Annotated in this window: 21 protein-coding genes and 1 tRNA gene; 14 read left to right on the top strand and 8 right to left on the bottom strand. The window is 57.0% G+C overall.

From position 1 onward, the window contains the following. Positions 1–332: 332 nt before the first annotated feature. Positions 333–409: transfer RNA gene (locus tag ACR0DX_RS20415), tRNA-Pro, on the bottom strand. A gap of 92 nt (positions 410–501) precedes the next feature. Then, on the bottom strand, positions 502–1,617 hold the full coding sequence (locus ACR0DX_RS20410) for a THUMP domain-containing protein (RefSeq protein WP_170356562.1): 1,116 nt from the start codon (positions 1,615–1,617) through the stop codon (positions 502–504). A gap of 278 nt (positions 1,618–1,895) precedes the next feature. Here ACR0DX_RS20410 and ACR0DX_RS20405 point away from each other — a divergent pair, with 278 nt between their 5' ends. From ACR0DX_RS20405 to nqrF, 6 genes are read left to right on the top strand one after another with little or no spacing between them, the layout of a single operon-like run. Continuing rightward, positions 1,896–3,239 (top strand): Na(+)-translocating NADH-quinone reductase subunit A, encoded by a 1,344-nt coding sequence (locus ACR0DX_RS20405; RefSeq protein ID WP_170356561.1) that lies wholly within the window; start codon positions 1,896–1,898, stop codon positions 3,237–3,239. Positions 3,240–3,244: 5 nt separating this feature from the next. Further along, positions 3,245–4,453, top strand: coding sequence for an NADH:ubiquinone reductase (Na(+)-transporting) subunit B (locus tag ACR0DX_RS20400; protein ID WP_170356560.1), 1,209 nt, complete (start codon positions 3,245–3,247; stop codon positions 4,451–4,453). After that, complete coding sequence (locus tag ACR0DX_RS20395; RefSeq protein ID WP_170356559.1) at positions 4,446–5,261, top strand: Na(+)-translocating NADH-quinone reductase subunit C; 816 nt, start codon at positions 4,446–4,448, stop codon at positions 5,259–5,261. The genes ACR0DX_RS20400 and ACR0DX_RS20395 overlap by 8 nt, the downstream gene beginning before the upstream one ends. Next, the gene (locus ACR0DX_RS20390) at positions 5,261–5,914 is read left to right on the top strand and encodes an NADH:ubiquinone reductase (Na(+)-transporting) subunit D (protein WP_170356558.1); all 654 of its coding nucleotides are present in this window, start codon (positions 5,261–5,263) and stop codon (positions 5,912–5,914) included. Before ACR0DX_RS20395 ends, ACR0DX_RS20390 begins: the two co-directional genes overlap by 1 nt. Beyond that, positions 5,914–6,522 (top strand): NADH:ubiquinone reductase (Na(+)-transporting) subunit E, encoded by a 609-nt coding sequence (gene nqrE, locus ACR0DX_RS20385; protein ID WP_039526851.1) that lies wholly within the window; start codon positions 5,914–5,916, stop codon positions 6,520–6,522. The genes ACR0DX_RS20390 and nqrE overlap by 1 nt, the downstream gene beginning before the upstream one ends. 10 nt (positions 6,523–6,532) lie before the next feature. Beyond that, positions 6,533–7,756, top strand: a complete 1,224-nt coding sequence (gene nqrF, locus ACR0DX_RS20380; RefSeq protein WP_170356557.1) for an NADH:ubiquinone reductase (Na(+)-transporting) subunit F — start codon at positions 6,533–6,535, stop codon at positions 7,754–7,756. A 36-nt stretch (positions 7,757–7,792) separates the two neighbouring features. On the opposite strand, the gene tviB is transcribed toward nqrF, so the two are convergent. The 3 genes from tviB to ACR0DX_RS20365 all read right to left on the bottom strand — a co-directional run bounded on the left by tviB (position 7,793) and on the right by ACR0DX_RS20365 (position 10,705). Continuing rightward, positions 7,793–9,076, bottom strand: coding sequence for a Vi polysaccharide biosynthesis UDP-N-acetylglucosamine C-6 dehydrogenase TviB (gene tviB, locus ACR0DX_RS20375; protein WP_170356556.1), 1,284 nt, complete (start codon positions 9,074–9,076; stop codon positions 7,793–7,795). A gap of 5 nt (positions 9,077–9,081) precedes the next feature. Further along, positions 9,082–10,095, bottom strand: coding sequence for a GDP-mannose 4,6-dehydratase (locus ACR0DX_RS20370; protein WP_480847202.1), 1,014 nt, complete (start codon positions 10,093–10,095; stop codon positions 9,082–9,084). A gap of 85 nt (positions 10,096–10,180) precedes the next feature. Then, positions 10,181–10,705 carry a CBS domain-containing protein gene (locus ACR0DX_RS20365; RefSeq protein ID WP_170356554.1) on the bottom strand — a complete coding sequence of 175 codons (525 nt, stop codon included), beginning with the start codon at positions 10,703–10,705 and terminating at the stop codon, positions 10,181–10,183. Positions 10,706–10,815: 110 nt separating this feature from the next. Here ACR0DX_RS20365 and ACR0DX_RS20360 point away from each other — a divergent pair, with 110 nt between their 5' ends. The 7 genes from ACR0DX_RS20360 (at position 10,816) to ACR0DX_RS20330 (ending at position 18,169) form a co-directional block, all read left to right on the top strand. After that, positions 10,816–11,001, top strand: coding sequence for a hypothetical protein (locus ACR0DX_RS20360; RefSeq protein WP_170356553.1), 186 nt, complete (start codon positions 10,816–10,818; stop codon positions 10,999–11,001). A gap of 66 nt (positions 11,002–11,067) precedes the next feature. Then, a complete protein-coding gene (locus ACR0DX_RS20355; protein ID WP_170356552.1) occupies positions 11,068–12,093 on the top strand; it encodes an FAD:protein FMN transferase in 1,026 nt (341 codons plus the stop codon). 12 nt (positions 12,094–12,105) lie between these two features. Next, a complete protein-coding gene (gene nqrM / locus ACR0DX_RS20350) occupies positions 12,106–12,348 on the top strand; it encodes a (Na+)-NQR maturation NqrM (protein WP_170356551.1) in 243 nt (80 codons plus the stop codon). Positions 12,349–12,413: 65 nt separating this feature from the next. Further along, complete coding sequence (locus ACR0DX_RS20345; protein WP_170356550.1) at positions 12,414–14,087, top strand: sulfatase-like hydrolase/transferase; 1,674 nt, start codon at positions 12,414–12,416, stop codon at positions 14,085–14,087. A 90-nt stretch (positions 14,088–14,177) separates the two neighbouring features. Beyond that, on the top strand, positions 14,178–15,695 hold the full coding sequence (gpmI, locus tag ACR0DX_RS20340) for a 2,3-bisphosphoglycerate-independent phosphoglycerate mutase (protein ID WP_170356549.1): 1,518 nt from the start codon (positions 14,178–14,180) through the stop codon (positions 15,693–15,695). Then, positions 15,692–16,822 carry a peptidoglycan DD-metalloendopeptidase family protein gene (locus ACR0DX_RS20335; protein WP_170356548.1) on the top strand — a complete coding sequence of 377 codons (1,131 nt, stop codon included), beginning with the start codon at positions 15,692–15,694 and terminating at the stop codon, positions 16,820–16,822. The genes gpmI and ACR0DX_RS20335 overlap by 4 nt, the downstream gene beginning before the upstream one ends. A gap of 6 nt (positions 16,823–16,828) precedes the next feature. Further along, entirely contained in the window at positions 16,829–18,169 is a 1,341-nt protein-coding gene (locus ACR0DX_RS20330; RefSeq protein ID WP_170356547.1) for a S41 family peptidase, read from the top strand. A gap of 32 nt (positions 18,170–18,201) precedes the next feature. Here ACR0DX_RS20330 and ACR0DX_RS20325 read toward each other — a convergent pair whose 3' ends face one another. From ACR0DX_RS20325 to ACR0DX_RS20315, 3 genes are all read right to left on the bottom strand, one after another. After that, entirely contained in the window at positions 18,202–19,728 is a 1,527-nt protein-coding gene (locus ACR0DX_RS20325) for an MFS transporter (RefSeq protein WP_170356546.1), read from the bottom strand. Between the two features lie 88 nt (positions 19,729–19,816). Then, complete coding sequence (locus ACR0DX_RS20320; RefSeq protein ID WP_170356545.1) at positions 19,817–20,176, bottom strand: hypothetical protein; 360 nt, start codon at positions 20,174–20,176, stop codon at positions 19,817–19,819. A gap of 10 nt (positions 20,177–20,186) precedes the next feature. Continuing rightward, on the bottom strand, positions 20,187–20,948 hold the full coding sequence (locus ACR0DX_RS20315; protein WP_170356544.1) for a DUF6478 family protein: 762 nt from the start codon (positions 20,946–20,948) through the stop codon (positions 20,187–20,189). A 241-nt stretch (positions 20,949–21,189) separates the two neighbouring features. On the opposite strand from ACR0DX_RS20315, the gene ACR0DX_RS20310 reads away from it, so the two are divergent. After that, a complete protein-coding gene (locus tag ACR0DX_RS20310) occupies positions 21,190–24,276 on the top strand; it encodes an ABC transporter transmembrane domain-containing protein (protein WP_170356543.1) in 3,087 nt (1,028 codons plus the stop codon). The last annotated feature ends 293 nt before the right edge of the window (positions 24,277–24,569 follow it).

Below are 24,569 nucleotides of genomic sequence, written 5' to 3'. Positions count from 1 at the left end.
TCTCATCTCCACTCCTTGGCGGTTACGATGAGCCAGAAACCCTCTCTTATCAAATCGACCTAAACTGTCCCATTGGCGCTGACGTCAGACATCTTATTCGAGCGGTTTTGGAACTGATTATGTCACACGCCCATTGAAAGGCCTCCGCTTCCTTGAAGATGCGCTTAAGAACGCAGCGGGAATTATGGACTGGAAGATATGAAGTGCTAATTCGGCAGTTGGTGGATGCCCGTAGTGAACGAACTGAGCACATCTATCGAACGAAACGTTGCGGATATCGTTGCGGCCATTTCTCTAAAAACAAAAAGGCGCCCTAGGACGCCTTGTTTTATTGGTCGGAGTGAGAGGATTCGAACCTCCGACCCCTGCCTCCCGAAGACAGTGCTCTACCAGGCTGAGCTACACTCCGACCGTGGCGCGTGATCTATACCCCGGCTTTTGGATGTGCAAGAGGTATTCGAACACACAGATCATATAGTACCAGTCCCCGAGCCAAGACTCTCAGCCCAACGTCTCTGTTCTGTATAAACGGATTTTGGTACCGCCATGATCGACAACAGGGCCTGCAGGCAGCAAAGGCAGGCGGGTCGCGCGTGCGAGGGACGGAGAACTGGTGATGATCCCTGCACGCCACCCCCTGAACCTGGACATCAGAACCTTGCCAAATGAACCATAGAGCGACCTGAGACGTTTCTCGTCCCCGATTCGAGCGCCATAGGGCGGATTAACGATCACCAATCCACCTGTTTCGTGACCTGGTTTGATATCGCCCACAGCCCGAGCTTGGAAATCCGTAACGGTCGACACCCCGGCACGGTCCGCGTTGGTGCTGGCCGCTTGAACCGCGCCGCTGTTGCGGTCCGAGCCTCGGAACACCACTTGGGTCTCTTTGACGGAGGTGGCGTTTCGCATCTCGTTCCAGCTATCTTGATCGAAGTTTTTTAAGTCTTCGAAAGCGAACTTTCGCGTGCGGCCCGGGTGAAGGCCCAAAGCGATCTCAGCTGCTTCGATGACGAACGTCCCGGAACCACACATCGGATCCAAAACAGGCTCGGACCCATCAAATCCACATTCACGCAAGAACATTGCGGCCATCGTTTCCCGCATTGGCGCCTTGGCAACGGCAGGTTTATGGCCGCGTTTGTGTAAAGGATCACCGGAGGTGTCTACAGACAAAGTGCAGATGTCCTTTTCAATACGCAACAGCACACGCAAACCAGCTTCCGCCGAGATCTCGACGCCCAAGGTTTCCGCAAGCGCGCGTTCGATCCTCTGCCGAGCAGCACCTGCGTGGTAAATCCGGGACTTCCGGCTGGTCGCCTCGACTTTGACGGCAACATCGGGCCGCAGAAATTCGGACCACGGAAATTTTCGCGCACGCTTGTCCAGTTGCGCCAGATGCACAGCCGGAAAACTGCCCAGACGAACCAGAACCTTATTCGCGCCGCGCAAACACAGATTGGCGCGCCAGACTTCGGACCATGACCCAAGGCAGCTCACACCGCCGGGGACGATTTTGGCGTTTTGAAACCGATTTTCAACAGCCTCAGCATACAGGGGTGCTTCTAGGCCGGGCGTTGCAACCAGAAAAATCTCAAGATCATTTGTGTGTTCCATAAAGCGTGCTTACAACGGTCACGCACAGGGTGCGATATGCATTTTATTAGGCTCTCTCAAACGAAAGTGACATTCTCGGGTCACTTTGGGCGGTAACGGGTTTGCGTTTGATCGTTTCCCCGCGTAAAGGGACCGTGATTATGACATAGTCACGCATCATAGGCAGTCTTAGCTTATGTATTGCCGGGTGCTGGCGTTTATCTCTGCAGTGATTTTTGGCGGACACCCGGCAAAAAGACACGGCAGAACGGGAAAGAGGCTTGGAAGACCGTAGCGACATGCAAACTTTCAAACTGAAAAAAGGGTTCGAGCTGCCGGTGCAGGGCGCGCCGGATCAGACGATTCATCCGGGGCCCGAATTTTCGACCGTCGGTGTTCTCGGCGGCGACTATATTGGCCTGAAACCCAAGATGCTGGTGCAAGAGGGCGATGCCGTTCGGCGCGGCACGGCACTGTTCTGCCACAAGGACGCCCCGGACGCGATGATGGTGGCCCCTATGACCGGAAAGGTCGTAGCCATTAACCGGGGCGCGCGACGCGTGCTGCAGAGCGTGGTGATCGAGGTCTCGGACCCCAATGACACGGGCATTGATTTCTCGGGCGTGGGCAATGGCAACAGCGCGGCAGGGATCACCGAGAAACTATGCGCAGCGGGTTTGTGGACGGCGTTCCGCACCCGGCCTTACTCCAAGATGCCTGAACCCGGAAGCGCACCCGCGGCGATTTTCGTGACTGCGATGGACAGTGAGCCTCTGGCGGGTGATGCAGCAGTGATTATCGCTGATGCAGGGGATGCGTTCGCTGCGGGTCTGGCGGCGATCGCGAACCTGACCGAAGGTAAGACCTATCTGTGCCACAAAGAGGGTGACTCGGTACCGGGCACCGACGTGCCGGGAGTTGAAGCCGCAGCATTTGCAGGTCCGCACCCGTCGGGGCTGGCGGGGACGCATATCCATTTCCTCGAGCCGCTGGCGGGGGACAAGCAGGTCTGGACCATCGGGTATCAGGACGTCATCGCCATTGGTCGCCTGATGCAGACTGGCCATCTGGACCCCAATATCGTGATCGCTCTGACCGGTCCGGGCGCGCGGCAGCCGCGCTTGATCCGTACTGTCATGGGCGCGTCCACCGACGATTTGACCCGCGACGAGATCGATGTGGACGGGACGCCCCGGATTATCTCGGGCTCGATCCTGTCGGGCGAGCAGGCCGAAGGTCCAACCGCCTATCTGGGGCGCTTTGCGCGGCAGATTTCGATCATCCGTGAAGATCACGATCAACACACGATGGGTTGGATTCTTCCAATGCCGTCGAAATTCGCTTTACAGCCGGTATTGGGCTCGGCCTTTGCGAAAAAGCTGTATGCGTTCACTTCAAACCTGAACGGCGGGCGTCGTGCGATGGTGCCGACGGGCGTGTTCGAAGAGCTGATGCCGCAGGACTATTTGCCCACGCAGCTGCTGCGCGCATTGCTTGTCATGGACACGGACACGGCACAGGCACTGGGTGCGTTGGAGCTGGATGAAGAGGATCTGGGCCTTGTGGGCTTTGCCTGTCCGGCGAAATATGAATACGGGCTGGCGCTGCGCGACTGCCTGACCAAGATTGAAAAGGAGGGCTGATCCACATGGGTTTGCGCAGCTTCTTCGATCGGATTGAGCCGAACTTTACCAAGGGCGGCAAGTACGAGAAGTATTTCCCCATCTACGAGATGGTCGAAAGCTTCATCTACACTCCGAAAACCGTCACCACCGTTGCCCCACACGCACGGTCCTACGTGGATATGAAGCGGATCATGACCTATGTCGTGATCGCTACGATCCCCTGTATCCTGTGGGGGATGTGGAATACGGGTTATCAGGCGAATTCAGCTATTGCCACGCTTGGTCCGGATGCGGCTACGGGCTGGCGGATTGCTTTGTTGCAGATGTTCGGCATCTCGCTGGATCCGTCCAGCCTGTTTGCCAATGTGCTGCACGGGTTGCTTTATTTCCTGCCGATCTACATCACGACGCTGGTCGCGGGTGGTATTTTCGAGGTGATCTTTGCCACCGTGCGCGGGCATGAGGTGAACGAGGGTTTCCTTGTCACATCGATGCTCTACACGCTGATCCTGCCGGCATCGACACCGCTTTGGCAGGTCGCTTTGGGCATCATCTTCGGCGTTGTCATCGGCAAAGAAGTATTTGGCGGCACGGGTAAAAACTTCCTCAACCCGGCATTGGTGGGGCGGGCGTTCTTGTATTTCGCTTATCCCGCGCAAATGTCGGGGGATTCGGTCTGGACCCCGGTGGATGGGTTCTCGGGCGCGACCGCGTTGGGGATTACCGCAGCCGAGGGCGTTCAGGCGCTGGCGGCCGACGGGATCACCTGGGCCAATGCGTTCTTCGGCACCATTCAGGGCAGTTTCGGTGAGACATCGACGCTGGCCTGTATGATTGGTCTGGCCTTCCTGCTGACAACAAAAATTGCCAACTACCGCCTGATCCTCGGCTGTTTAGCCGGGACCATAGGCTTTAGTCTGTTGCTGAACCTGATCGGGTCGGACACCAACCCGATGTTCGCGATGCCCTGGTACTGGCACATCGTTCTGGGCGGCTATGCCTTTGGTCTGGCCTTCATGGTGACCGAGCCTGTTTCCGCCAGCCACACCAACATGGGCCGCTATATCTACGGTGCGCTGATCGGTGTCATGGTTGTGATGATCCGCGTCATTAACCCTGCTTTCCCCGAAGGTATGATGCTGGCTATCCTCTTCGGAAACGTCTTTGCGCCGCTGATCGACTATTTCGTCGTGCAGGCCAACATCAAACGGAGGGCGCGTCGCCATGTCTGATACGCAGTCCCAAGAACCCAAGGGCGCGATTGCCAAATTTCTGGCCGCCTCGCCGGATTCTGTCGGCAAGACGATCATTGTCGCGGTCGCTGTCTGCCTTGTGGCCTCGATGGTCGTATCCGCCGCAGCCGTCAGCTTGCGCCCTGTGCAAGAAGCCAACGCGCTGAAAGACAAGCAAGTCAACGTTCTGCAAGTCGCCGGTGTCTATGAGCCGGGCGTAGATGTCTCCGAAGCGTTTGCCGCGTTCGAACCGCATGTACTTGAACTGTCGACGGGCGCTTTCGTCGACGATCAGTTCGACGCTGCCACTTTTGATGACCTCGCTGCGGCCAGCGATCCCGACCTGAGCGTTGCGCTGGACAGTGACCCGGCGGGTATCGGGCGTCAGTCTAAGTACCGTGTCATCTACCTGTTGCGCGATGATGCGGGCGAGTTAGACAAGGTGATCCTACCGCTGCATGGCTATGGCCTGTGGTCCACGCTCTATGGCTTTATCGCGTTGGAGAACAACGGCAACGATATCTTCGGTCTGCAATTCTATCAGCATGGTGAGACGCCGGGCCTTGGGGCCGAGGTGGACAACCCCCGCTGGAAGGCACTGTGGAACGGTAAAAAGCTGCGCGATGACGCGGGTGAACTTCAGATCACCGTCGCCAAATCGCAGCCCGCCGCTGGCCCCGATTTTTACGTCGACGCGCTGGCCGGGGCGACGCTGACCTCGGTGGGTGTCGATAACCTTGTACGGTTCTGGATGGGAGATGCGGGCTACGCTCCGTTCCTGGCCAAACTGCAAGCAGGAGAATTCTGATGTCTCAGACCAAGAAAGAGATGCTGGTCGACCCGCTTGTCGACAATAACCCGATCACTCTGCAGGTGCTGGGCATCTGTTCGGCACTTGCGGTGACCTCGTCGCTGCAGGTCTCGATGGTTATGGCGCTGGCGGTGATCTTCGTGACCTCGTTCTCGTCCTTCTTTATCTCGTGCCTGCGCAACCAGATTCCCGGCTCGATCCGGATCATCGTGCAGATGGTGATCATCGCCTCGCTGGTGATCCTGGTGGACCAGATCCTTAAGGCCTATGCGTTTGAGATCTCGAAAACCCTGTCGGTTTTTGTCGGCCTGATCATCACCAACTGTATCGTGATGGGCCGGGCTGAGGCGTTTGCGATGAAGAACCCGCCCGTCGCGTCGTTCATCGACGGCATGGGCAACGGTATGGGCTACGGCCTGATCCTGCTGTTGGTGGGTTTCATCCGCGAACTGTTCGGTGCCGGGTCGCTGTTCGGTATCACCATTCTGCAAACCGTCAACAACGGTGGCTGGTACGTGCCTAACGGGATGCTGCTGCTGCCGCCGTCGGCATTCTTCATCATCGGTCTGATCATCTGGGCCTTCCGCACATGGAAGCCGAACCAGGTGGAAGAGCGTGAATACAAAATTCAGCAGGTAGAGGCCCACTGATGGAAGGTCTGATTTCACTGGCCGTAAAGGCCATCTTTGTCGAAAACCTTGCGCTCAGCTTCTTTCTCGGGATGTGTACCTTCATCGCCGTGTCCAAGAAGATTTCGACCGCGCTGGGTCTGGGCATCTCGGTCATGGTTGTGCAGGCCATCACCGTGCCTGCCAACAACCTGCTGCTGAACTACCTGCTGAAACCGGGCGCGCTGGCCTGGGCCGGTTTCCCGGATGTGGACCTGACCTTCCTTGGCCTGATCTCATATATTGGCGTGATTGCAGCCATGGTTCAGATCCTTGAGATGGTTTTGGATAAGTATTTCCCGCCGCTTTACAACGCGCTGGGGATATTCCTACCGCTGATCACGGTGAACTGCGCCATCCTTGGTGGCTCGCTGTTTATGGTGGAACGCGACTATAACTTTGCCGAGGCGACGACTTATGGTCTGTCTTCGGGCTTTGGCTGGGCGCTGGCGATCACTGCGATGGCGGGTGTGCGCGAAAAGCTGAAATACTCGGACATTCCCGACGGCCTGCAAGGGCTTGGGATCACCTTCATCACCGCGGGTCTGATGGCGATGGCCTTCATGTCTTTCTCGGGCGTGAAACTGTAAGGAGGGACGCATGGAAACTTTTAGCTTAGGCGTCGTTCTTTTCACCCTGATCGTGTTGGGGCTGGTGGCCATCATCATGGCTGCGCGGTCCAAGCTGGTGTCGACCGGGAACGTGAACATCACCATCAACGGTGAGAAAACCATCTCGGTCCCGGCAGGTGGCAAGCTGCTGCAAACCCTGGCGGCCGAGAAGCTGTTCGTCCCCTCTGCCTGTGGCGGCGGTGGCACCTGCGCGCAATGTAGGGTGCGGGTGCATTCGGGCGGCGGATCGATCCTACCAACCGAGGAAAGCCATATCACCAAGCGTGAGGCTTCGTGCGGTGACCGTCTGTCCTGTCAGGTCGCAGTCAAGCAGGACATGGATATCGAAGTTCCTGAAGAGGTCTTTGGCGTCAAGAAATGGGAATGCACCGTTCGCTCGAATGAAAACGTGGCGACCTTCATCAAGGCTCTGACCCTGGACCTGCCGGAAGGCGAGGACGTTAACTTCCGGGCTGGCGGTTACATCCAGATCGAAGCACCCGCGCACCAGTTGAAATACACCGATTTCGACGTGGAGGAGGAGTATCGCGAGGATTGGGATAAGTTCAATCTGTGGCAATATGAATCCGTCGTGGCCGAACCGATCGAGCGTGCCTATTCGATGGCCAACTACCCGGACGAAAAGGGCATGATCATGCTGAACGTCCGCGTGGCCTCGCCGCCTCCGGGGTCGGAAGGTATCCCAGCGGGTCAGATGTCGTCGTATATCTTCAACCTGAAACCAGGTGACAAGGTCACCATCTCGGGTCCGTTTGGTGAATTCTTCGCCCGCGACACCCAAAAAGAGATGGTATTCATCGGCGGTGGCGCAGGCATGGCCCCTATGCGCAGCCATATCTTCGATCAGCTCAAGCGGTTGCAGAACCGCGATCGCAAGATCAGCTTCTGGTACGGGGCACGGTCGAAGAAAGAGATGTTCTTTGTCGAGGATTTCGACCAACTGGCCGAAGAGTTCGACAATTTCGAATGGCATGTCGCCTTGTCGGACGCGCAGCCCGAGGACGATTGGAAAGGCTATACCGGCTTCATCCACAACGTTCTGTTCGAGGAATACCTCAAGAACCACCCTGCGCCCGAGGATTGCGAGTTCTACATGTGTGGACCGCCGATCATGAACCAGTCGGTCATCAACATGCTGCTGGATCTGGGCGTGGACCGCGAAGACATCATGCTGGACGATTTCGGCGGATAAGACAGGAAAAACCGGCGCAGGACAGCGCCGGTTTTTTTACAGCCGCAGGTCGCTGGCCTCTGGCGGCAGACAGGATTTGACGTCGAACAACACGCTTTGATCCTTGCCAAAGGCGCGTATCTCGGCAGGGGCGAGCGCCAGAAATTCCTGATGCGCAACCGCCAGAACGATGCCGTCATAGGCGCCGGTTTCAGGCCGCAAAGTCAATGAAATCCCGTATTCCTGCTGCGCGGCATCTGCATCCGCATGGGGGTCGTGGACATCGACTGTGACGCCATAGTCTTGCAACTCGTCAATGATATCCACTACGCGCGTGTTGCGCAGGTCGGGGCAGTTTTCCTTGAAGGTCAGCCCCAATACCAGCACGCGGGCGGCGGCCACATTGATCCCCTCGCGCATCATCCGCTTGACCAGTTGCGAGACCACATAGCCGCCCATACTGTCATTTAACCTCCGCCCGGCCAGAATAATCTGCGGGTGATGGCCCACGGCCTCAGCCTTGTGGGTCAGGTAATACGGGTCTACGCCGATGCAATGACCGCCCACCAGACCGGGGCGGAAGGGTAGAAAGTTCCACTTGGTCCCCGCGGCGCGCAGAACTGCATCGGTGTCGATATCCATCCGGCCAAAGATCATCGCCAGCTCGTTCACCAATGCGATATTCAGGTCGCGTTGGGTGTTCTCGATCACTTTTGCGGCCTCGGCCACACGGATGCTTTCCGCCTTGTGGGTGCCTGCCGTGATGATCCGCGCGTAAAGCGCATCCACCAGATCGGCCACCTCGGGCGTCGAGCCGGACGTAACCTTGCAGATATCCGCGATCCGATGCGTCTTGTCACCGGGGTTGATCCGCTCGGGGCTGTAGCCTGCAAAGAAATCGCGGTTGAACACCAGGCCCGAGGCGCGTTCCAACACTGGCACACAGTCTTCCTCGGTCGCGCCGGGGTAGACGGTGGATTCGTAGATAACCAGATCACCAGGTTTCAGCACGCGTCCAACCGTTTCAGATGCGCTGAGCAGCGGTGTTAAGTCAGGCTGCTTGCCCGCTGTGATCGGGGTGGGGACGGTGACGATATAGGTGTCACATTCCGCGATATCTGCCGGACCGGTGGTGAAGGACAGGCCGGTTGCGGTGCGCAGATCCTCGGGCTCGACCTCATGGGTTGCGTCCTGACCGGCGCGCAGGGCGGTTATCCGGGCTGTGTTGATGTCAAAGCCGGTCACAGGGCCTATTTTGCCGAAGGCCACGGCCAGCGGCAGGCCGACATAGCCCAGTCCGATCACGGCGATCTTGCGCGCGTTGGGGTCTGCTTCAAACATCGCCGTCATTTACCATGATAGTCGCGGAACCACGCGACGAACCGGGCAATGCCCTCTTTGAAATCGGTTTGCGGGCGGTACCCTGTCAGGGATTGCAGCAGATCATTATCGGCCCATGTCGCAGGCACATCGCCCATCTGCATAGGCATGTAGTTTCGGATAGCCTTTTTGCCCAAGGCATCCTCAATGGCCTCGACGAAGTCCATCAGCCGCACCTTGTCTCCATTGCCGATATTCACCACCCGCCAAGGCGCTGCCTGAGACAGGCTGTCGCCCTCGGCAATCTGGTCCGCACTGTCCGGGCGCTCGGGCGGCACGTCGATCAGCAGGCGGATACCCCGCACCAGATCCTCGACATAGGTGAAGTCGCGGTACATGTCGCCGTGGTTATAGATGTCGATCGGGCGGTCATCCAGAATGGCGTCCACAAACCTATAGAGCGCCAGATCGGGGCGGCCCCAACTGCCGTAGACAGTGAAAAAGCGGAACATCGTCGTCGGCAGGTTCCACAGATGAGCGTAGGAATGGCCCATCGCCTCATTTGCTTTCTTCGTGGCAGCGTAGATAGTCAGGGGGGTGTCGGCTTTTTCGACCTCGGTAAAGGGCATCTCTTCATTGGCACCGTAAACGGATGAGGTCGAGGCCATCAGCAGATGCGCAACTTTGTGTTCGCGGGCGACCTCCATAACGTTGAACGTGCCCACGACGTTCGAGTTGATATAGCTGCGCGGGTCTTCCAGGCTATACCGAACCCCGGCTTGTGCGGCGAGGTGGACGATGACCTCGGGCTCGAAGTCATCGGCGATCTGTTTCAGGCGGTCGTGATTTTCCAGCAGGTCCTCGGTTGCAGAAAAGCCCGGATTTTGCAGAAGCATCTGGTGGCGGCGCTGCTTGAGGGTGACGTCGTAATAGTCGGTCATCCCGTCATAGCCGTGCACACGAAAGCCTTCGGCCAGCAAGAGCTTGGCCAGATGGAACCCGATGAACCCGGCCGTTCCGGTGACAAGAACCCGTTTCATGCAACCCTCTGTTTCATCGCCGTTTGATGCTGCATCAGGGATACTGTCACGGGGCCGAGGTCAAGGGGATTTTCGCTGCATTCGATCAGCCAACAATCATCTGTTTCATGCGAAGGGCTTCGTATTCTAGCTCTTTCAGACGAAAATGCACAACGTCGCCGATGGTGATCACACCGCGCAAGGCACCGTCAGAAAGAACGGGCATGTGGCGAAACCGCCCCTCGGTCATGGTTTTAAGAACTTGGTTCAGCGGGTCATCAGGTGCGCAGGTTTTGACCTCACGCGTCATCAGGTCCTCGACCGATTGAGGAAGCGTCTGACCGGGGGTGTCGGCCATGCGGCGCACGATATCGCGTTCCGACAGAATGCCTTGCAGTGCGCCGTTTTGGTCTGTAACCAGAACCGCCCCGATTTTCTTTTCCTTCAGCGTGTTCACCACCGAGTGAATCGTATCGTTCGGACGCACCGAGAAGACCGCGTCGCCCTTGCCCTCAAGCAGTTTCGCCACGGTCGTCTGCGAGTGTGACAGGTTCGAGTCGACCGACTGGCTGCGAGTGCTGGTATCGGCTTTATCGCCGCGGGTCGGTGGCTGGTAAGAGCTTGGGGCCATGGGCAATCTCCTTTTCTTTTGCTATTCACCTTAGCGCAGCCGAGCGACCTGTATAGGGTGCAATTGCCCTATCCGGGGAAAACTGCCAAAAACCAAGGATATCTGATCTTTTGTCCGACTTCTATTTGACACCGCCCGTCGCGGCATTGATCTTTTTCGCAGTGGTGGTCTGCGGGCACAACTTTCGCATGACATGGAAACAGCAAGCGCCGGGTTGGCAGAAGAAAGCCTGGCTGTTCGGTTTGCCTGCTGGCATTGGCCTTTTGGTTTTAGGCTTCATGCCGCTGAAACTCTGACGTCGGTTTGACTCTGATCAGAGGCGCTGGCATATGCCGGGCACGTTTTCTGAAAAGGGTGCTGTGATGCGTCTTGTCTCCGTTTTGGCTGTTGCCGCGCTGGTGTCTGGCTGTTTGTTCGACAAAGAACCAGAGGTCGTGCGCCTGTCTGGCGAAACCATGGGAACGACCTTCAACATCACCGCCATCGGCGTGGACGTGGACGAAGAAGCCTTGGCAGACGCGGTCGATGAGACTCTGGCCGAGGTCAACGCCAAGATGTCCAACTGGGATCCGACTTCCGAGGTGTCCACCTTTTCTGCGTCGGAAAGCACCGATGCCGTGGCAGTATCTGACGAATTTGCGTTGGTGATTGATGCGGCAAATGACGTGCACGAGAAATCGGGCGGCACGTTTGACGTCACCCTTGGCCCGCTGATCGAGCTGTGGGGCTTTGGCCCGCGCAAACCCGAAGATCCAGTGCCATCGGATGTCGAAATTCAGGCTGCGTTAGACAGCGTCGGTCAGTCCCGCCTGTTGACGCTGGACCGCGAGGCCGGGACGTTGGCCAAATCGGATGCGGGTGTAGGCATCAACTTGTCGGCCATCGCCAAAGGCTATGGCATTGATGCGGTGGCCGAAACGCTGCGCGACGCCGGGATCGAGAATTACATGGTCGAGATCGGCGGCGATCTGGTCACTATGGGTCAGAATGACAAGAACGAGGCCTGGCGGATTGGGATCGAAAAACCTGAAACCGGCGTGCAGGCCATTCAGTTGATCGTTCAGCTTGACGATCTGGGGATGGCAACGTCGGGCGACTACAAGAACTTCTTCGAACAGGACGGTGTGCGCTATTCGCATATTATCGACCCGGTGACAGGCCGCCCGATCACGCACCGGACCACCTCGGTCACAGTGCTGGCGGAAAACGCGATGATGGCCGATGCTTGGGCCACGGCCATGTTGGCGCTGGGGCAGGAAAAAGGGCTGGAACTGGCCGAAAAGCATAAACTTGCCGTGTATTTCATCTCGCGGGATGTGACAGGAGGCGAAGACGCCTATATCACGGTCCATAGCAGCGCGTTCAAAGACGCGTTGGGCAGCAACTGACGGATACTGATCATGAGCACCTTTATTCTGGCTTTCATACTGCTGGCTCTTGTGATGGTCGGCATGTCGCTGGGCGTGATGCTGATGGGCAAGACCATCAAGGGCAGCTGTGGCGGTCTGAACGCGATCTCGGGTGCGGATAAATGCGTGGTCTGTCAGAAAGATGTCGACCCGAACAGCCCGCTGCGTGATCAGTTGCAGTGCAAGCGCGCCAAGAAGATGCTGGAACAGATGGAACGCGAAGCGCAGGTGTAAATTCCGCTTCGCCGCTGACGCGGAATTGGTTAGCCTCAGCCCCGGACGATCAAAGGGGCGCATCCGTGGCCAAAGCCAAAAACATTCTGTTCATCATGTTCGACCAGCTCCGCTGGGATTACCTGAGCTGTTACGGCCATCCGCATCTGCATACTCCGAATATCGACCGGTTGGCCGCGAAGGGTGTGCGATTTGACCGGGCTTATATCCAATCACCCATTTGCGGCAGCTCTCGCATGTCGACCTATACCGGACGCTATGTGCATTCGCACGGCGCCTCGTGGAACGGCATCCCACTGAAGGTTGGCGAGATGACGATGGGCGATCACCTGCGCAAGGCCGGAATGGAGTGTTGGCTGGTCGGCAAAACCCATATGCGCGCGGATGCCGAGGGGATGGCCCGGCTGGGTCTGGAGCCTGACAGCCTGATTGGGGCCCGTGTGGCCGAATGCGGTTTTGACGTGTTCGAACGCGATGACGGGATGCTGCCCGAGGGGCCGGATGGCTATTATGATCCGGACGGCGCGAAAGAGTACAACAAGTACCTCTCTGCCAAAGGGTATGAGAGTGACAACCCGTGGCACGATTTTGCCAATTCTGGTCTGGACGCAGATGGCAACGTACTGTCTGGCTGGTTCCTGAAGCATTCGACTGAGGCGGCAAATATCGCCGAGGAAGACAGCGAAACCCCATACCTGACCGGGCGCGGGATCGAGTTCATGGATACTCATGACGGCCCCTGGTGCTGCCATCTGAGCTTCATCAAACCCCATTGGCCTTACATCGTGCCCGAGCCCTATGCCTCGATGTACGGCCCCGATGACGTGCTGCCGGTGAACCGGTCCAAGGCCGAGCGTGACAATGCTCACCCGGTACTGCGCGCCTTCATGGACACAAAGATCGGCCAGACATTCTCGCGGCAGGATGTGCGCGAGGCGGTGATCCCCGCCTACATGGGTCTGATCAAACAGGCCGACGATAACATGGGTCGCCTGTTCGACTGGATGGAAAAAACCAGCCGGATGGAGGATACGATGATCGTGCTGACCTCGGATCACGGCGATTTTCTGGGCGATCACTGGATGGGGGAGAAGACATTCTTCCACGACGCTTCGACCAAAGTGCCGCTGATCATCTATGATCCATCGTCCGCCGCTGACACCACGCGCGGCACGGCCTCTGATGCGCTGGTGGAGTCCATTGATCTTGCCCCGACCTTTCTGGATGTGGCGGGCGGCGCAGATGCCTCACATATCCTTGAAGGGCATTCCCTGTTGCCGATCCTGCAAGGGACACAGGCGGAAACTCCGCGGGACGTGGTGATTTGCGAATATGATTATTCGGCTTCACCGCTGGCGGAGAAACTGAATGTCTCGGTCCGCGATGCGGTGATGTTCATGGTCGCCGACAGGAAGTGGAAGCTGATCCATTGCGAGGGCGGCCATCGTCCTTTGCTGTTTGATCTGGAAAACGATCCGCGGGAATTGACCGATCTGGGCGACAGCGCCGACCACGCCGACATCATCGCGCAGATGTATGACCATCTGTTTACGTGGACCCGCAGGCAGTCTCAGCGCACCACGCGGTCCGAGGCGCAACTGATCGAGATGCGCACCAAAAGCCGGGGCAGGGGGGTTGTTGTCGGCATCTATGATGAAAACGACATGCCGTTGGAGTTGACGGTGAAATACCGAGGCCGCAAAGCGCGCCCGTATCGGGAGAATGTCGGCAAGGATTAAATTCACCGCGTCTTACGCCAAAAGGCGGTTCACCCGGCGTCGGCCAAGGGGTAAAAGGTCAGGCAAGAGCAGCAATCCCGGAGAGTCCGAATGACCGCCCCCAAACCTGTCGTCCTGTGCATTCTTGATGGTTGGGGTCTGTCCGAGGACACCGAGGCCAACGCCCCCTATCTGGCGCAGACCCCGACATTTGACGCGATCATGGCGCGGGGGCCGCACGCGCAGCTGATCACACACGGCCCTGACGTGGGTCTGCCCAGCGGCCAGATGGGTAATTCCGAGGTCGGCCATACCAATATTGGCGCAGGCCGCGTGGTGGCTATGGATCTTGGGCAGATTGATCTGGCGATCGAGGATGGGTCATTTTTTGACAACGCGGCCCTTCAGGATTTCATCGCCAACGTTAAGGCGGTGGGCGGCACGGCGCATCTGATGGGTCTGGTCTCGGACGGGGGGGTGCATGGGCACCTAAACCACATCGTCGCGGCGGCCAAGGCGATCACAGATGCGGGCGTGCCCGTGGCGCTTCACGCGGTGACCGATGGCAGGGACGTGGCGCCCAAATCGGCTTTCACATATATCGCCGAGCTGGAAGAGCGTCTACCCAAAGGCGCACGCATCGTCACCGTCAGCGGGCGCTATTTTGCGATGGACCGCGACAATCGGTGGGAGCGTGTCAGCGAAGCCTATGCTGCCATGATCAACGGGCAGGGGCGGGCGGCGAGCACGGCGCATGGGGCCATCGACCACGCCTACAATCAGTCGGAAACCGATGAATTCATCGTGCCCACGGTGCTGGACGGGTTCGACAGGGTGACGGATGGCGACGGTTTCTTCTGCCTGAACTTCCGCGCCGACCGCGCCCGCGAAATTCTGCGCGCGATTGGCGAGCCGGGTTTTGCCGATTTCGACACCGGGCCGCGTCCGCATCTGTCGGCCTTGCTGGGGATGGTGGAATATTCAGACGGCCACAACGCCTATATGACCACTGTATTCCCCAAGCGAGACATCGTGAACACCCTCGGTGAATGGGTGGCCAAACAAGGTCTGCGTCAGTTCCGTTTGGCCGAGACCGAGAAATACCCCCATGTCACCTTCTTCCTGAACGGCGGCATAGAAACCCCTGAAGTGGGCGAGGACCGCTTCATGCCTAAATCGCCCAAAGTCGCTACTTATGATTTGCAGCCCGAGATGTCCTCGGCCGAGGTGACAGCGAAATTTGTTGAGGCGATTGAGGCCGGGTATGACCTGATCGTCACCAACTATGCCAACCCGGATATGGTCGGCCATACCGGCGATCTGCAGGCGGCGATCAAGGCGTGTGAGGCGGTGGATCAGGGGCTGGCACAGGTGATTGAGGCGCTGAACAAGGCAGGGGGTGCGATGATCGTGACCGCCGACCACGGCAACTGTGAGATGATGGTCGACCCCGAAACCGGCGGACCGCACACGGCGCATACGCTGAATCCGGTGCCAGTGGCCCTGGTTGGTGGCCCTGAGGCCGCAACTTTGCGCGACGGACGCCTGTCCGATTTGGCCCCCACTTTGCTAGACCTGATGGGGTTGGACCAACCGCCGGAAATGACTGGGCAGAGCCTGCTGTCATGAGGCTACGTGCGGCTCTTGCTTTTGTCATTCTTGGATCACCTGTTTACGCGCAGACAGATCCTGCTACGGCGGCCTTGAATGCAGCCCGGCAACTGGAGCAAGCGTCAATCACCCTAGCCGAGGCAGACAGCGCCCGTGACAGGGTTCGCGCCCTGACAGCAACCATTCAGGCCTATGAGGCTGGATTGACGGCCATGCGCGACGGGCTTCGACAAGCGGCAACACGTGAAGCGCAACTGTCCGCCGAGCTGCGGGCGCGCGAAAAGGACGTCGCGCAGCTGCTTGGTGTTTTACAAACCATAGAAACAACAAGCCCGCCTGTTTTGATGCTGCACCCGTCCGGCCCGCTCGGGTCGGCGCGCGCCGGGATGATGCTGTCCGAGGTCACACCCGGCCTGAACGCCCGCGCGCAGTCGCTTGCGAGAGACCTGCAAGAAGTACAAACACTACGTTTGCTGCAGCAAAATGCATCCGAGACACTGGTCGAGGGGTTGGCTGGCGTACAAACCGCGCGCACCCGTTTAAGCGAAGCCATCGCCGACCGCACCGACTTGCCTCGCCGCTTTGTCGAAGATCCGATCCGCACCGCGATCCTGATCTCGTCCACCGAAACTCTGGACGGGTTCGCCAGCGGGTTGTCTCAGATTTCCGAGGGTGAGATTGCAGCCACAAACGCGGATGTCTCTGGTAAGAAAGGGCAGATACAGCTGCCAACTCAGGGTGTCATTCTGCATCACGCGGACGAAACAGATGCTGCGGGCGTAACACGTCCCGGTATTGTGCTTGCAACGCGGCCTCGGGCAATTGTTACATCCCCGACAGCGGCAACGATCCGATACCGCGGACCACTGCTGGATTTAGGGAATCTGGTAATTCTCGAACCTCAACCTGGGCTTTTGTTCGTGTTTTCGGGCCTGCAGGAGGTTTACGGTGAGACCGGACAGGTCATCCCCGAAGGCTCTCCGGTTGGCTTGATGCCCGGTGAGACACCCGAAATAGGCGCTATTTTGTCAACAAGCGGTGATGGCACTGGAACTGATCGGTCAGAAACGCTCTATATAGAGGTAAGACAGGATAATAGCCCCGTGGACCCGGAATCTTGGTTTCGGACCGACAAGGATGGATAAACGAGTATGAAGAAATTTGTGATTGCCGGTCTGGCCGGAACCCTGGCAGGCGTAATTGCAACAACCCAGATTGCTGGGCCGTTGCTAGCGCAAGAGGCCGAAAGCAAGGCCAGTGTCTACGAACAGCTTGATCTGTTTGGCGACATTTTTGAACGCATTCGCGCACAGTACGTGGAAGAGGTCGACTCGGAAGATTTGATCGAAGCTGCAATTGACGGGATGCTGACATCGTTGGACCCGCATTCCAGTTACCTGTCCCCGAATGACGCGGAACAGATGCGCGTGCAGACCCGAGGCGAATTTGGCGGGTTGGGAATCGAAGTCACCCAAGAAGAAGGGTTTGTGAAAGTCGTCTCGCCTATAGATGGCACTCCGGCGGACGAAGCTGGAATCGAGGCAGGCGATTTCATCACGCATGTCGATGGTGAAAGCATTCTGGGTCTGACGCTAGACAAGGCCGTTGATCTGATGCGTGGCCCAGTTGGGTCCGAGATCGTGATCACCGTAGTGCGCGAAGGCGAGCAGGAACCATTCGACGTGACAATTGTTCGCGATACCATCAAACTGACCGCCGTACGCGCGCGGACTGAGGGCACTAGCGTTGTGCTGCGAGTGACCACGTTTAATGATCAGACCTTCCCGAACCTGCAGGCCGGTCTGGACGAACAGATCAAAGAGATCGGTGGAATCGACAAAGTTAACGGGGTCGTACTGGACCTTCGAAACAACCCTGGCGGGTTGCTGACACAAGCCATCAAGGTTTCGGACGCCTTCCTGAACGAAGGCGAAATCGTCTCGACCCGTGGTCGCGATCCGGGCGAGGGCGAACGGTTCAACGCCACCGCTGGCGATCTGGCTGAGGGCAAGCCGATCGTGGTTCTGATCAACGGCGGTTCTGCCTCGGCCTCCGAGATTGTGGCCGGCGCACTGCAGGATCACCGCCGCGCTATCGTTGTCGGCACCAAAAGCTTTGGCAAAGGCTCGGTCCAAACGGTCATGCCGTTGCGTGGCGATGGAGCGATGCGTCTGACCACATCGCGTTACTACACTCCATCAGGTCGTTCGATTCAGGCACTTGGGGTCAGCCCGGATATCATCGTGGAACAGCCACGCCCCGCGCCAGCGACTGAAGAAGAGGAAGACAACCGTCCCTCACGCTCCGAAGCTGACCTGCGTGGAAGCCTGAACAATGACAGCCTCAGCGAAGATGAAATCCGGCAAATCGAAGAAGATCGTGCGAAAGCCGAAGCAACAGCTGAGTTGCGCGAAGAGGATTATCAGTTGGCCTACGCAATAGATATCCTCAAGGGTTTGTCGGCCTTCAACCCGAACGGCCCATCCCAGTAACAAGAAAGGGCCGCTCAAAAGGCGGCCCTTTTCTACTCCTCGATCTTTCGTAATTTTTCTTCGTTCAACCGTAGGGCAAGGATTACTCCGACCGAAACGGAGAGGGCGGCAAAAACAAAGGCCATATTCATTCCAGCATCAAACGCCGAAGCGATCGCAGCTTTAACCTTTTCACCTTCGGCCGAGCTGAGTTTAGCCATGACAGCTTTTGCAGATTCCGTGGTGAGCGTGCCGCCGTTTATGGCCCTCTGGTCGGTCTCAGACATCTGAATCCCGTCCGCGCCAAGCTGTCTGGTAAGGTTGGACAAGCTGGTGACGTACATAATGGCCGTGGCTATCGCGACCGAGATCGCCCCGTACACGAGATGGGCCATAAAGCTTAACCCGCCTACAAGTCCGGCGCGTTCAGGCTTGACTGCGCTCACGGCGGCTGTACCCGAAGGCCCGACCGTTAATGTTGCACCAAGCCCGATCATGGCCATGCCGGGCAATATCTGGAAATATCCAAGACCAGTTGGCATCACCACGATGCTGATTGCTCCAAACGTGGCGAACAGATACCCCCATAGCAACAGGCGTTTGGGACCGAAGTCGTTGTACAGAGTACCGGAAACAATGGATCCGACTGCCAGCAACATGGTGAGGGGCGCCAATCCCAGCGCCGAGTGAAAGACGGACCAGCCCAGAACCTTTTGCATGTATTGAGGGAAATAAAGTAACCCTACAAAAACCGCCGACACATTGAACATATTCAGGCCCAACGTGATCCGAAACTCGCGATTTTGCATCATTTGAGGCAACAGCAACGGTTCTTTCACGCGCTTTTCGACCTTTGGAAAGGCAACGAACAATGCGGCGCTGACGAAGAACAGCATCAGAAGCGGCGGCGACACCCATCCCCAATCCGCACCGACGTCCAGCCCGTAGAGCAAAAGCAAAACGGCAAAAGACAAAACGGCCATCCCGGCAAAATCCAAATGTTCGCCCTGTTTGTGTTGGGTTTCCCGCTCCATCAGCACCAGCGCGGTGACCATTGAAATGGTTGAGAACACCACGTTAGCCAGGAAAAACAAACGCCAGTCACCAAAACTGACCGCCGCGCCACTGATCAGCGGTCCGATGACGTTCCCGGTCGTGACGCCAGCGAGGATCATCCCCATAATCATCGCGCGATGTTCAGGCTTCGATATTTTGGTCGCACCAAAGGCCAATGTACACGGCCAGACACAGCCCGCACCGATGCCCTGTAACGCCCGAGACACGATCAGAAAATCCAAACTGGGCGCAAAAAAGCACATAAGGGACGCGAACAGAAAAATAACAAGGCCGTTCAGCATCATACGACGATGGCCAAACATATCTCCCATCCGCCCTCCGGCGACCATCGTCATCGCAAAGAACAGAGCATAGATGTTCAAAACCCATTGAGTACTGGTGATATCCGCGTCAAAGCTGTTTTCGATCGCCGGTACGAGGATCAATGCACCGGTAAAATCTATTCCGATGCCAAACCCAGTCACCATCAACGCGATGACTTTGATTATACTGGTGCGATCCATGTAAACATCCTGAGTCTAAAAAATGGAACCAGTGATGCATGAAATTGGTTTTTAAGATAGAAAAAAGAGGGAACGTATTCGCAGAAGGTTAGTCCGAAGCGCTGTGTGACCTGCGGAACGCGTGCTTCAACATATCTAACTCGGCACGCAGCAGCTCCACCTCGACCCGCAGATCATTTTCAACCGGTGAACCTGCTATGATCGAGAAATCGCCTATTTTTTCAGAGGTCGCTTCATCGACAACTAAAAATGTGTGCACCCCATCCGATAAAGCTGAATTGGGGACCGGCACAGTTAAACGCCATCCGTCATCCACCTCTGTCAGTTCGGTGTCCACGATTTCCTGATCTCGGTATCTGACCTTGACGCAAGGTTCTTCGTCTGCGGTCAGATGAGCTTGCCAAATGCCGTTTTCCATAAATAGAGGCGTGAGAGAAAGCTGTTTCATTGACGGGGCCTCACAAATCGGCTCGGTGGTGTCGGCAGAAGGTCAGATCGTGCAGCACAACGCTGTTCATAGAAGGACGGTCAAAAATCACGTCCAACCAGACCTTCTGAATCCGCTGTTCATTCAAAGGCAGATGCGCCAGGTCAAAATCGATCGCGTGGGACATATCACATCGCTCTAACCCGCGCAGCACCTGATCTGTGTTCGGTCCGTGCTGTATGTTCAGCCGGGCCATGGCGCTTATCTCGCGTTCCGTCTGCAAACCGAGATCGACCCGGAAAAGATGCTCTTTGGTCAGATTCCGGGTCGCTTCAGGTGGAAGTTCCACTGATACCGATAGGAACGACCCGCTGAACGCAAATACCTCTGTGCTTAGGCCGAATGGAGCGAGGTCTTTATCCCCGGTATTTCTAATTTGTCGCGCGGCTATCTCACACAGGGCGCAGTCATGGAACAATGTCACCTGACCGTCCAACTCTGCTTTGCGCGGGGCCGACGCGACGCCTCGGCGGGGCAAGGGCCGACGCCACAAATCCGGACGCCAGGACCAATCCGTTCCAAGAGGTTTGGGAAACTGCTCGGACCCGACCGACGGCCACCTTAACCTACTGTCGGCTTGAGAAATCAAACTGTCCAGATGAGAGCGCAGTTTGCGGGCTTCATCACGTTGTTTTCTCAACTGCAGCGTTTTTGTAGCCGACGCATCCTGCGCAGCTTGGCGCCAACGGGCAAGAACCCGTTGGTGAATATAGCGATCCAGAAGTTTGCCCATGGTCCCATCGCCTGAAATTGCCTTTCTTTAATCAAAGACCGGGTCAAAGATAAGGCTCAAACGGTGTAGCGGGGATTAAATTTTGATTTTTAGCTAACGCTTTCTAGTGGGCAGGCGGTTTGTTGTCTGATAGGCGGTCCACCATTCTTGCAATCGGTCGGGCCAATGCGTACCGTCCGGCACCTGATTGCCGTGGATCATCCGAATACTACGTACCAAAACCGTGAGGCAGGGCCGGGGCATGGAACCCACTCTTTTTTCATTCATTTGGAAATATTCCAAGAAACAGCAGCTAATTCTGTTGGTGCTCACCGTCTTGTCTTTTCCGTTTCTCTACGCCTCATTGGAGTTGCCGAAACAGATCATCAATGACGCGATTGGCGCGCCAGCAGATACCGTCACAGTGTTCGGAATAACGGTCACACAAGTTCAGTACCTGCTGATCTTATGTGTGGCATTTCTGGCCACGGTCATCGCCAGCGGGTTGATGAAGATGCGCATCAACACCATGAAGGGCGTGCTGGCCGAGCGGATGCTGCGGCGTTTGCGATTCACCTTGATCCACCGCACCATGCGGTTCCCCAAATCGTACTTTGCCACCACCAGTCAGGGTGAGTTGGTGTCGATGATCACATCTGAGGCCGAACCGATGGGTGGGCTGATGGGTGACGCCATCGCACAGCCAGTGTTCCAATTCGGCCAGATGATGACCATCGTGACCTTTTTGTTCATGCAAAGTGTGTGGTTCGGCCTTGCCAGTATCGCCCTGATCCCATTGCAGGCGTGGCTGATCCCAAAACTACAGCGCCAGATTAACCTGTTGAACAAGGATCGTATTCAGCAGGTGCGACAGCTGAGCTCGGAGATTGGCGAAAGTGCAGCTGGCATCAGTGATCTGCGCGCGAACGGTGGATGGCGCTATCGCCTAGCGCAGTTCAGTTCTCGACTTGGGACTTTGTTCGAGATCCGCTTCAAGATTTACAACAAAAAGTTCTTCATGAAGTTCCTCAACAATCTGATCACTCAGATGACCCCTTTTCTGTTTTATTCGGTCGGCGGTTATCTTGCGATCACCGGAGAGGTCACGGTCGGCGCGCTTGTTGCGGCTCTGGGCGCGTATAAAGATCTGAGTGGCCCTTGGAAGGATCTTCTGACCTACTACAATCAGGTTCAGGACATGTCATTGCGCTGGGAAATCGTGACCGAGCGTTTTGCGCCGGACAACATGATCCCGGAAGAGCTGTTCGTAGGTGAGCCTGAAACGATCCCGCGCCTTACAGGCGACATCAAGTTGCACAATGTGACTGTCCGCGACGATGACGGCAAAACGATCCTCGAAGACATCGACCTGACGATACCAAGTGGCGCTCGGGTCGCCATCAAGTCGTCGAGCGCAGCAGAACGAAGTGCTCTGGCACAGGTGCTGACACGCGAGTTGTTACCAGTTCAGGGCGATATCAAGATCGCAGGCCATAACCTTGCGAGCCTGCATCAAGCCGTCATTGCCGCCCGTATCGGATACGCCTATTCACGCCCTTACTTGTTTGACGGGACATTGGGCGACAACCTCTTGATGCCGCTGCGCACCCATCCGCAACAATCAGATGATGAAGCGAATACCCCAACACGGTGGAAGATAGAAGCCGAGCGATCCGGGAACCCAACCGACTCACTTTCCGCGGAATGGATTGACCCAGGCCTAGCGGGGCTGGAAAACGCTGACCAGATTCGCGACTGGTGGTTCGAGCTGGTCGAAGCGATGGGGATCGACGAGTTCATGTTCCGCCGCACTTTGCGTACACAGTTTGATCCAGCGCAACATCCGGCGCTGGCGCGCGACGTTGTAGCGCTTCGCGAGAGCGTCGCGCAGCGGCTGCGCGAAAAGAACCTGGACCGATATGTGTACCGGTTCGATCCCGACCGGTTTAACCCGGCTGTGCCGTTGGGCGGCAACCTGCTGTACGCAGCCCCGTCCCGTGATATTTCTCCGGACATTCTGGCCGGTGACGGGCGGTTTCTGGCAATGCTGCGGGCACATGATCTGGATGACGAAGCAATGGCTATAGCCCGGGCCGTTCTGCACACGCTGAACCAGACTTTCGGGCGCGATGGAACAGATCACCCTCTGTTCCTGCGGCTGGGCATGACAAAGGACATGTACTACCGTCTGCTGGACATCGAAGATCGCCGAAAGGCCAAGGGCGACGATGCCATCAACGAACGTGAACGCGCATTGCTGCTAACCGTTCCATTTTTGTTGACTGCCGAGCAAATTGGCCCCGACTTTCCCGATGAATATAAGGAAAAGATTCTTTCCATCCGCAGCGGTCAGGCCGAAAGGTTGCGCGCCTCAATGAATGGCATGTTCATTCCTGTCGCCCCAGACACCTATATCGACCGCATGACCGTTATGGAAAACGCATTGTTCGGACGGATTTCTCTTACAGCGGGTGCCCACGCCGACGACATCGAAGATGTAGTCGCCGAAGCGATGAACGAAGCGGGTCTGCGCCGCCGCGCAGCGGCCATAATCTATGACCTGCCATCCGGTCTGGGCGGGAACAATCTGCCGACAGTGTTCCAGGAACGTGCGGCGTTTTCCCGTGCAGGGATCAAGCGACCCGACGTTCTGATTCTGGACACAGCGTTGGCAAGCCACGATTCGGAAAGCCGTTTGCGTACACGTCTTAAGCTGCGTGAATTGCTGCCCGACTCAATCATGATTTTCATGGAAAACCGGTTTGACCATCCCGAAGCCTATGACCTTTTTGTGGAAATCAAGGACGGTCGGATTGACGGCGTATCTAAAGCTCGCGTTGAAGACGAGCCGGATGCCACGGCCGATTTGAGCCGCAAGCTCAAGATCATTTCCTCGACCGAGCTGTTTTCGGGCGTCGATGGACGCAACCAAAGACTGCTGGCCTTTTCTGCCCAATGGTATGACGCAACTGCCGGTCAGGTGATCTTTTCACGCGGACAGGCTCCAGATGCCGCCTATTTGTGTATTTCTGGTCAAGCGAGGCTGGAATGGCCCGAAGAAGGCGGAGAAGCGCGGCCGATCTCAGATGTCGAACCTGGTCGATTGATTGGGGATCTGTCCGTCATCACAGGCGATCCGCGCCAATTGGACCTCGTGGCTGTTAGCGATTGTTCTTTTTTGCGGATAGGGGCCGAAGAACTACGCGCTGTTGTTGATAGCGACGCAAAAGTCGCAACGCAGCTTTTGCAAACAGTGGCCGGGTACCTGACATCACTCGCCGTCCGTGTAAACGAAAAGGACTCGACCATCTTCTTTGAAGGCACCGACGCTGCAGGTCCGGAAACTTGAACATGGGCAAGCGAACACGTCCGACTTATGCGGCCCATGAAGTGCTGGTGGCACAGGCCAGATCAAACCCTGAATTGTGGAGGCTTTTTGCGGGTCTAGGATTGATCGTGGCGGTCGTTATCGCATTGAACCTTCTGATTTTCGCTTTCGCGGCTTGGGTGGGATCCTCCGCTTGGGCCGCTGGGCTTTTGACCGGATCGACACCATTCGCGCTGCTTGTGTTGCTGGCCAGCTTTGCATTCGTGACTGTCGGAGTAAGATTGGCCGTACGGCAAGTACACCACAGAAACTTG

This window comes from Ruegeria sp. D3, from assembly GCF_056534465.1.
Note: the sequence above shows the minus strand (reverse complement) of the source record. Positions and strands in the feature narration are given on the sequence as shown.

Excerpts from the sequence above, each read along its gene's own strand:
- ACR0DX_RS20410 (WP_170356562.1), bottom strand. The coding sequence starts at position 1,617 with ATGGAACACACAAATGATCTTGAGATTTTTCTGGTTGCAACGCCCGGC.
- ACR0DX_RS20405 (WP_170356561.1), top strand. The coding sequence starts at position 1,896 with ATGCAAACTTTCAAACTGAAAAAAGGGTTCGAGCTGCCGGTGCAGGGC.
- ACR0DX_RS20400 (WP_170356560.1), top strand. The coding sequence starts at position 3,245 with ATGGGTTTGCGCAGCTTCTTCGATCGGATTGAGCCGAACTTTACCAAG.
- ACR0DX_RS20395 (WP_170356559.1), top strand. The coding sequence starts at position 4,446 with ATGTCTGATACGCAGTCCCAAGAACCCAAGGGCGCGATTGCCAAATTT.
- ACR0DX_RS20390 (WP_170356558.1), top strand. The coding sequence starts at position 5,261 with ATGTCTCAGACCAAGAAAGAGATGCTGGTCGACCCGCTTGTCGACAAT.
- nqrE (WP_039526851.1), top strand. The coding sequence starts at position 5,914 with ATGGAAGGTCTGATTTCACTGGCCGTAAAGGCCATCTTTGTCGAAAAC.
- nqrF (WP_170356557.1), top strand. The coding sequence starts at position 6,533 with ATGGAAACTTTTAGCTTAGGCGTCGTTCTTTTCACCCTGATCGTGTTG.
- tviB (WP_170356556.1), bottom strand. The coding sequence starts at position 9,076 with ATGTTTGAAGCAGACCCCAACGCGCGCAAGATCGCCGTGATCGGACTG.
- ACR0DX_RS20370 (WP_480847202.1), bottom strand. The coding sequence starts at position 10,095 with ATGAAACGGGTTCTTGTCACCGGAACGGCCGGGTTCATCGGGTTCCAT.
- ACR0DX_RS20365 (WP_170356554.1), bottom strand. The coding sequence starts at position 10,705 with ATGGCCCCAAGCTCTTACCAGCCACCGACCCGCGGCGATAAAGCCGAT.
- ACR0DX_RS20355 (WP_170356552.1), top strand. The coding sequence starts at position 11,068 with ATGCGTCTTGTCTCCGTTTTGGCTGTTGCCGCGCTGGTGTCTGGCTGT.
- nqrM (WP_170356551.1), top strand. The coding sequence starts at position 12,106 with ATGAGCACCTTTATTCTGGCTTTCATACTGCTGGCTCTTGTGATGGTC.
- gpmI (WP_170356549.1), top strand. The coding sequence starts at position 14,178 with ATGACCGCCCCCAAACCTGTCGTCCTGTGCATTCTTGATGGTTGGGGT.
- ACR0DX_RS20335 (WP_170356548.1), top strand. The coding sequence starts at position 15,692 with ATGAGGCTACGTGCGGCTCTTGCTTTTGTCATTCTTGGATCACCTGTT.
- ACR0DX_RS20330 (WP_170356547.1), top strand. The coding sequence starts at position 16,829 with ATGAAGAAATTTGTGATTGCCGGTCTGGCCGGAACCCTGGCAGGCGTA.
- ACR0DX_RS20325 (WP_170356546.1), bottom strand. The coding sequence starts at position 19,728 with ATGGATCGCACCAGTATAATCAAAGTCATCGCGTTGATGGTGACTGGG.
- ACR0DX_RS20320 (WP_170356545.1), bottom strand. The coding sequence starts at position 20,176 with ATGAAACAGCTTTCTCTCACGCCTCTATTTATGGAAAACGGCATTTGG.
- ACR0DX_RS20315 (WP_170356544.1), bottom strand. The coding sequence starts at position 20,948 with ATGGGCAAACTTCTGGATCGCTATATTCACCAACGGGTTCTTGCCCGT.
- ACR0DX_RS20310 (WP_170356543.1), top strand. The coding sequence starts at position 21,190 with ATGGAACCCACTCTTTTTTCATTCATTTGGAAATATTCCAAGAAACAG.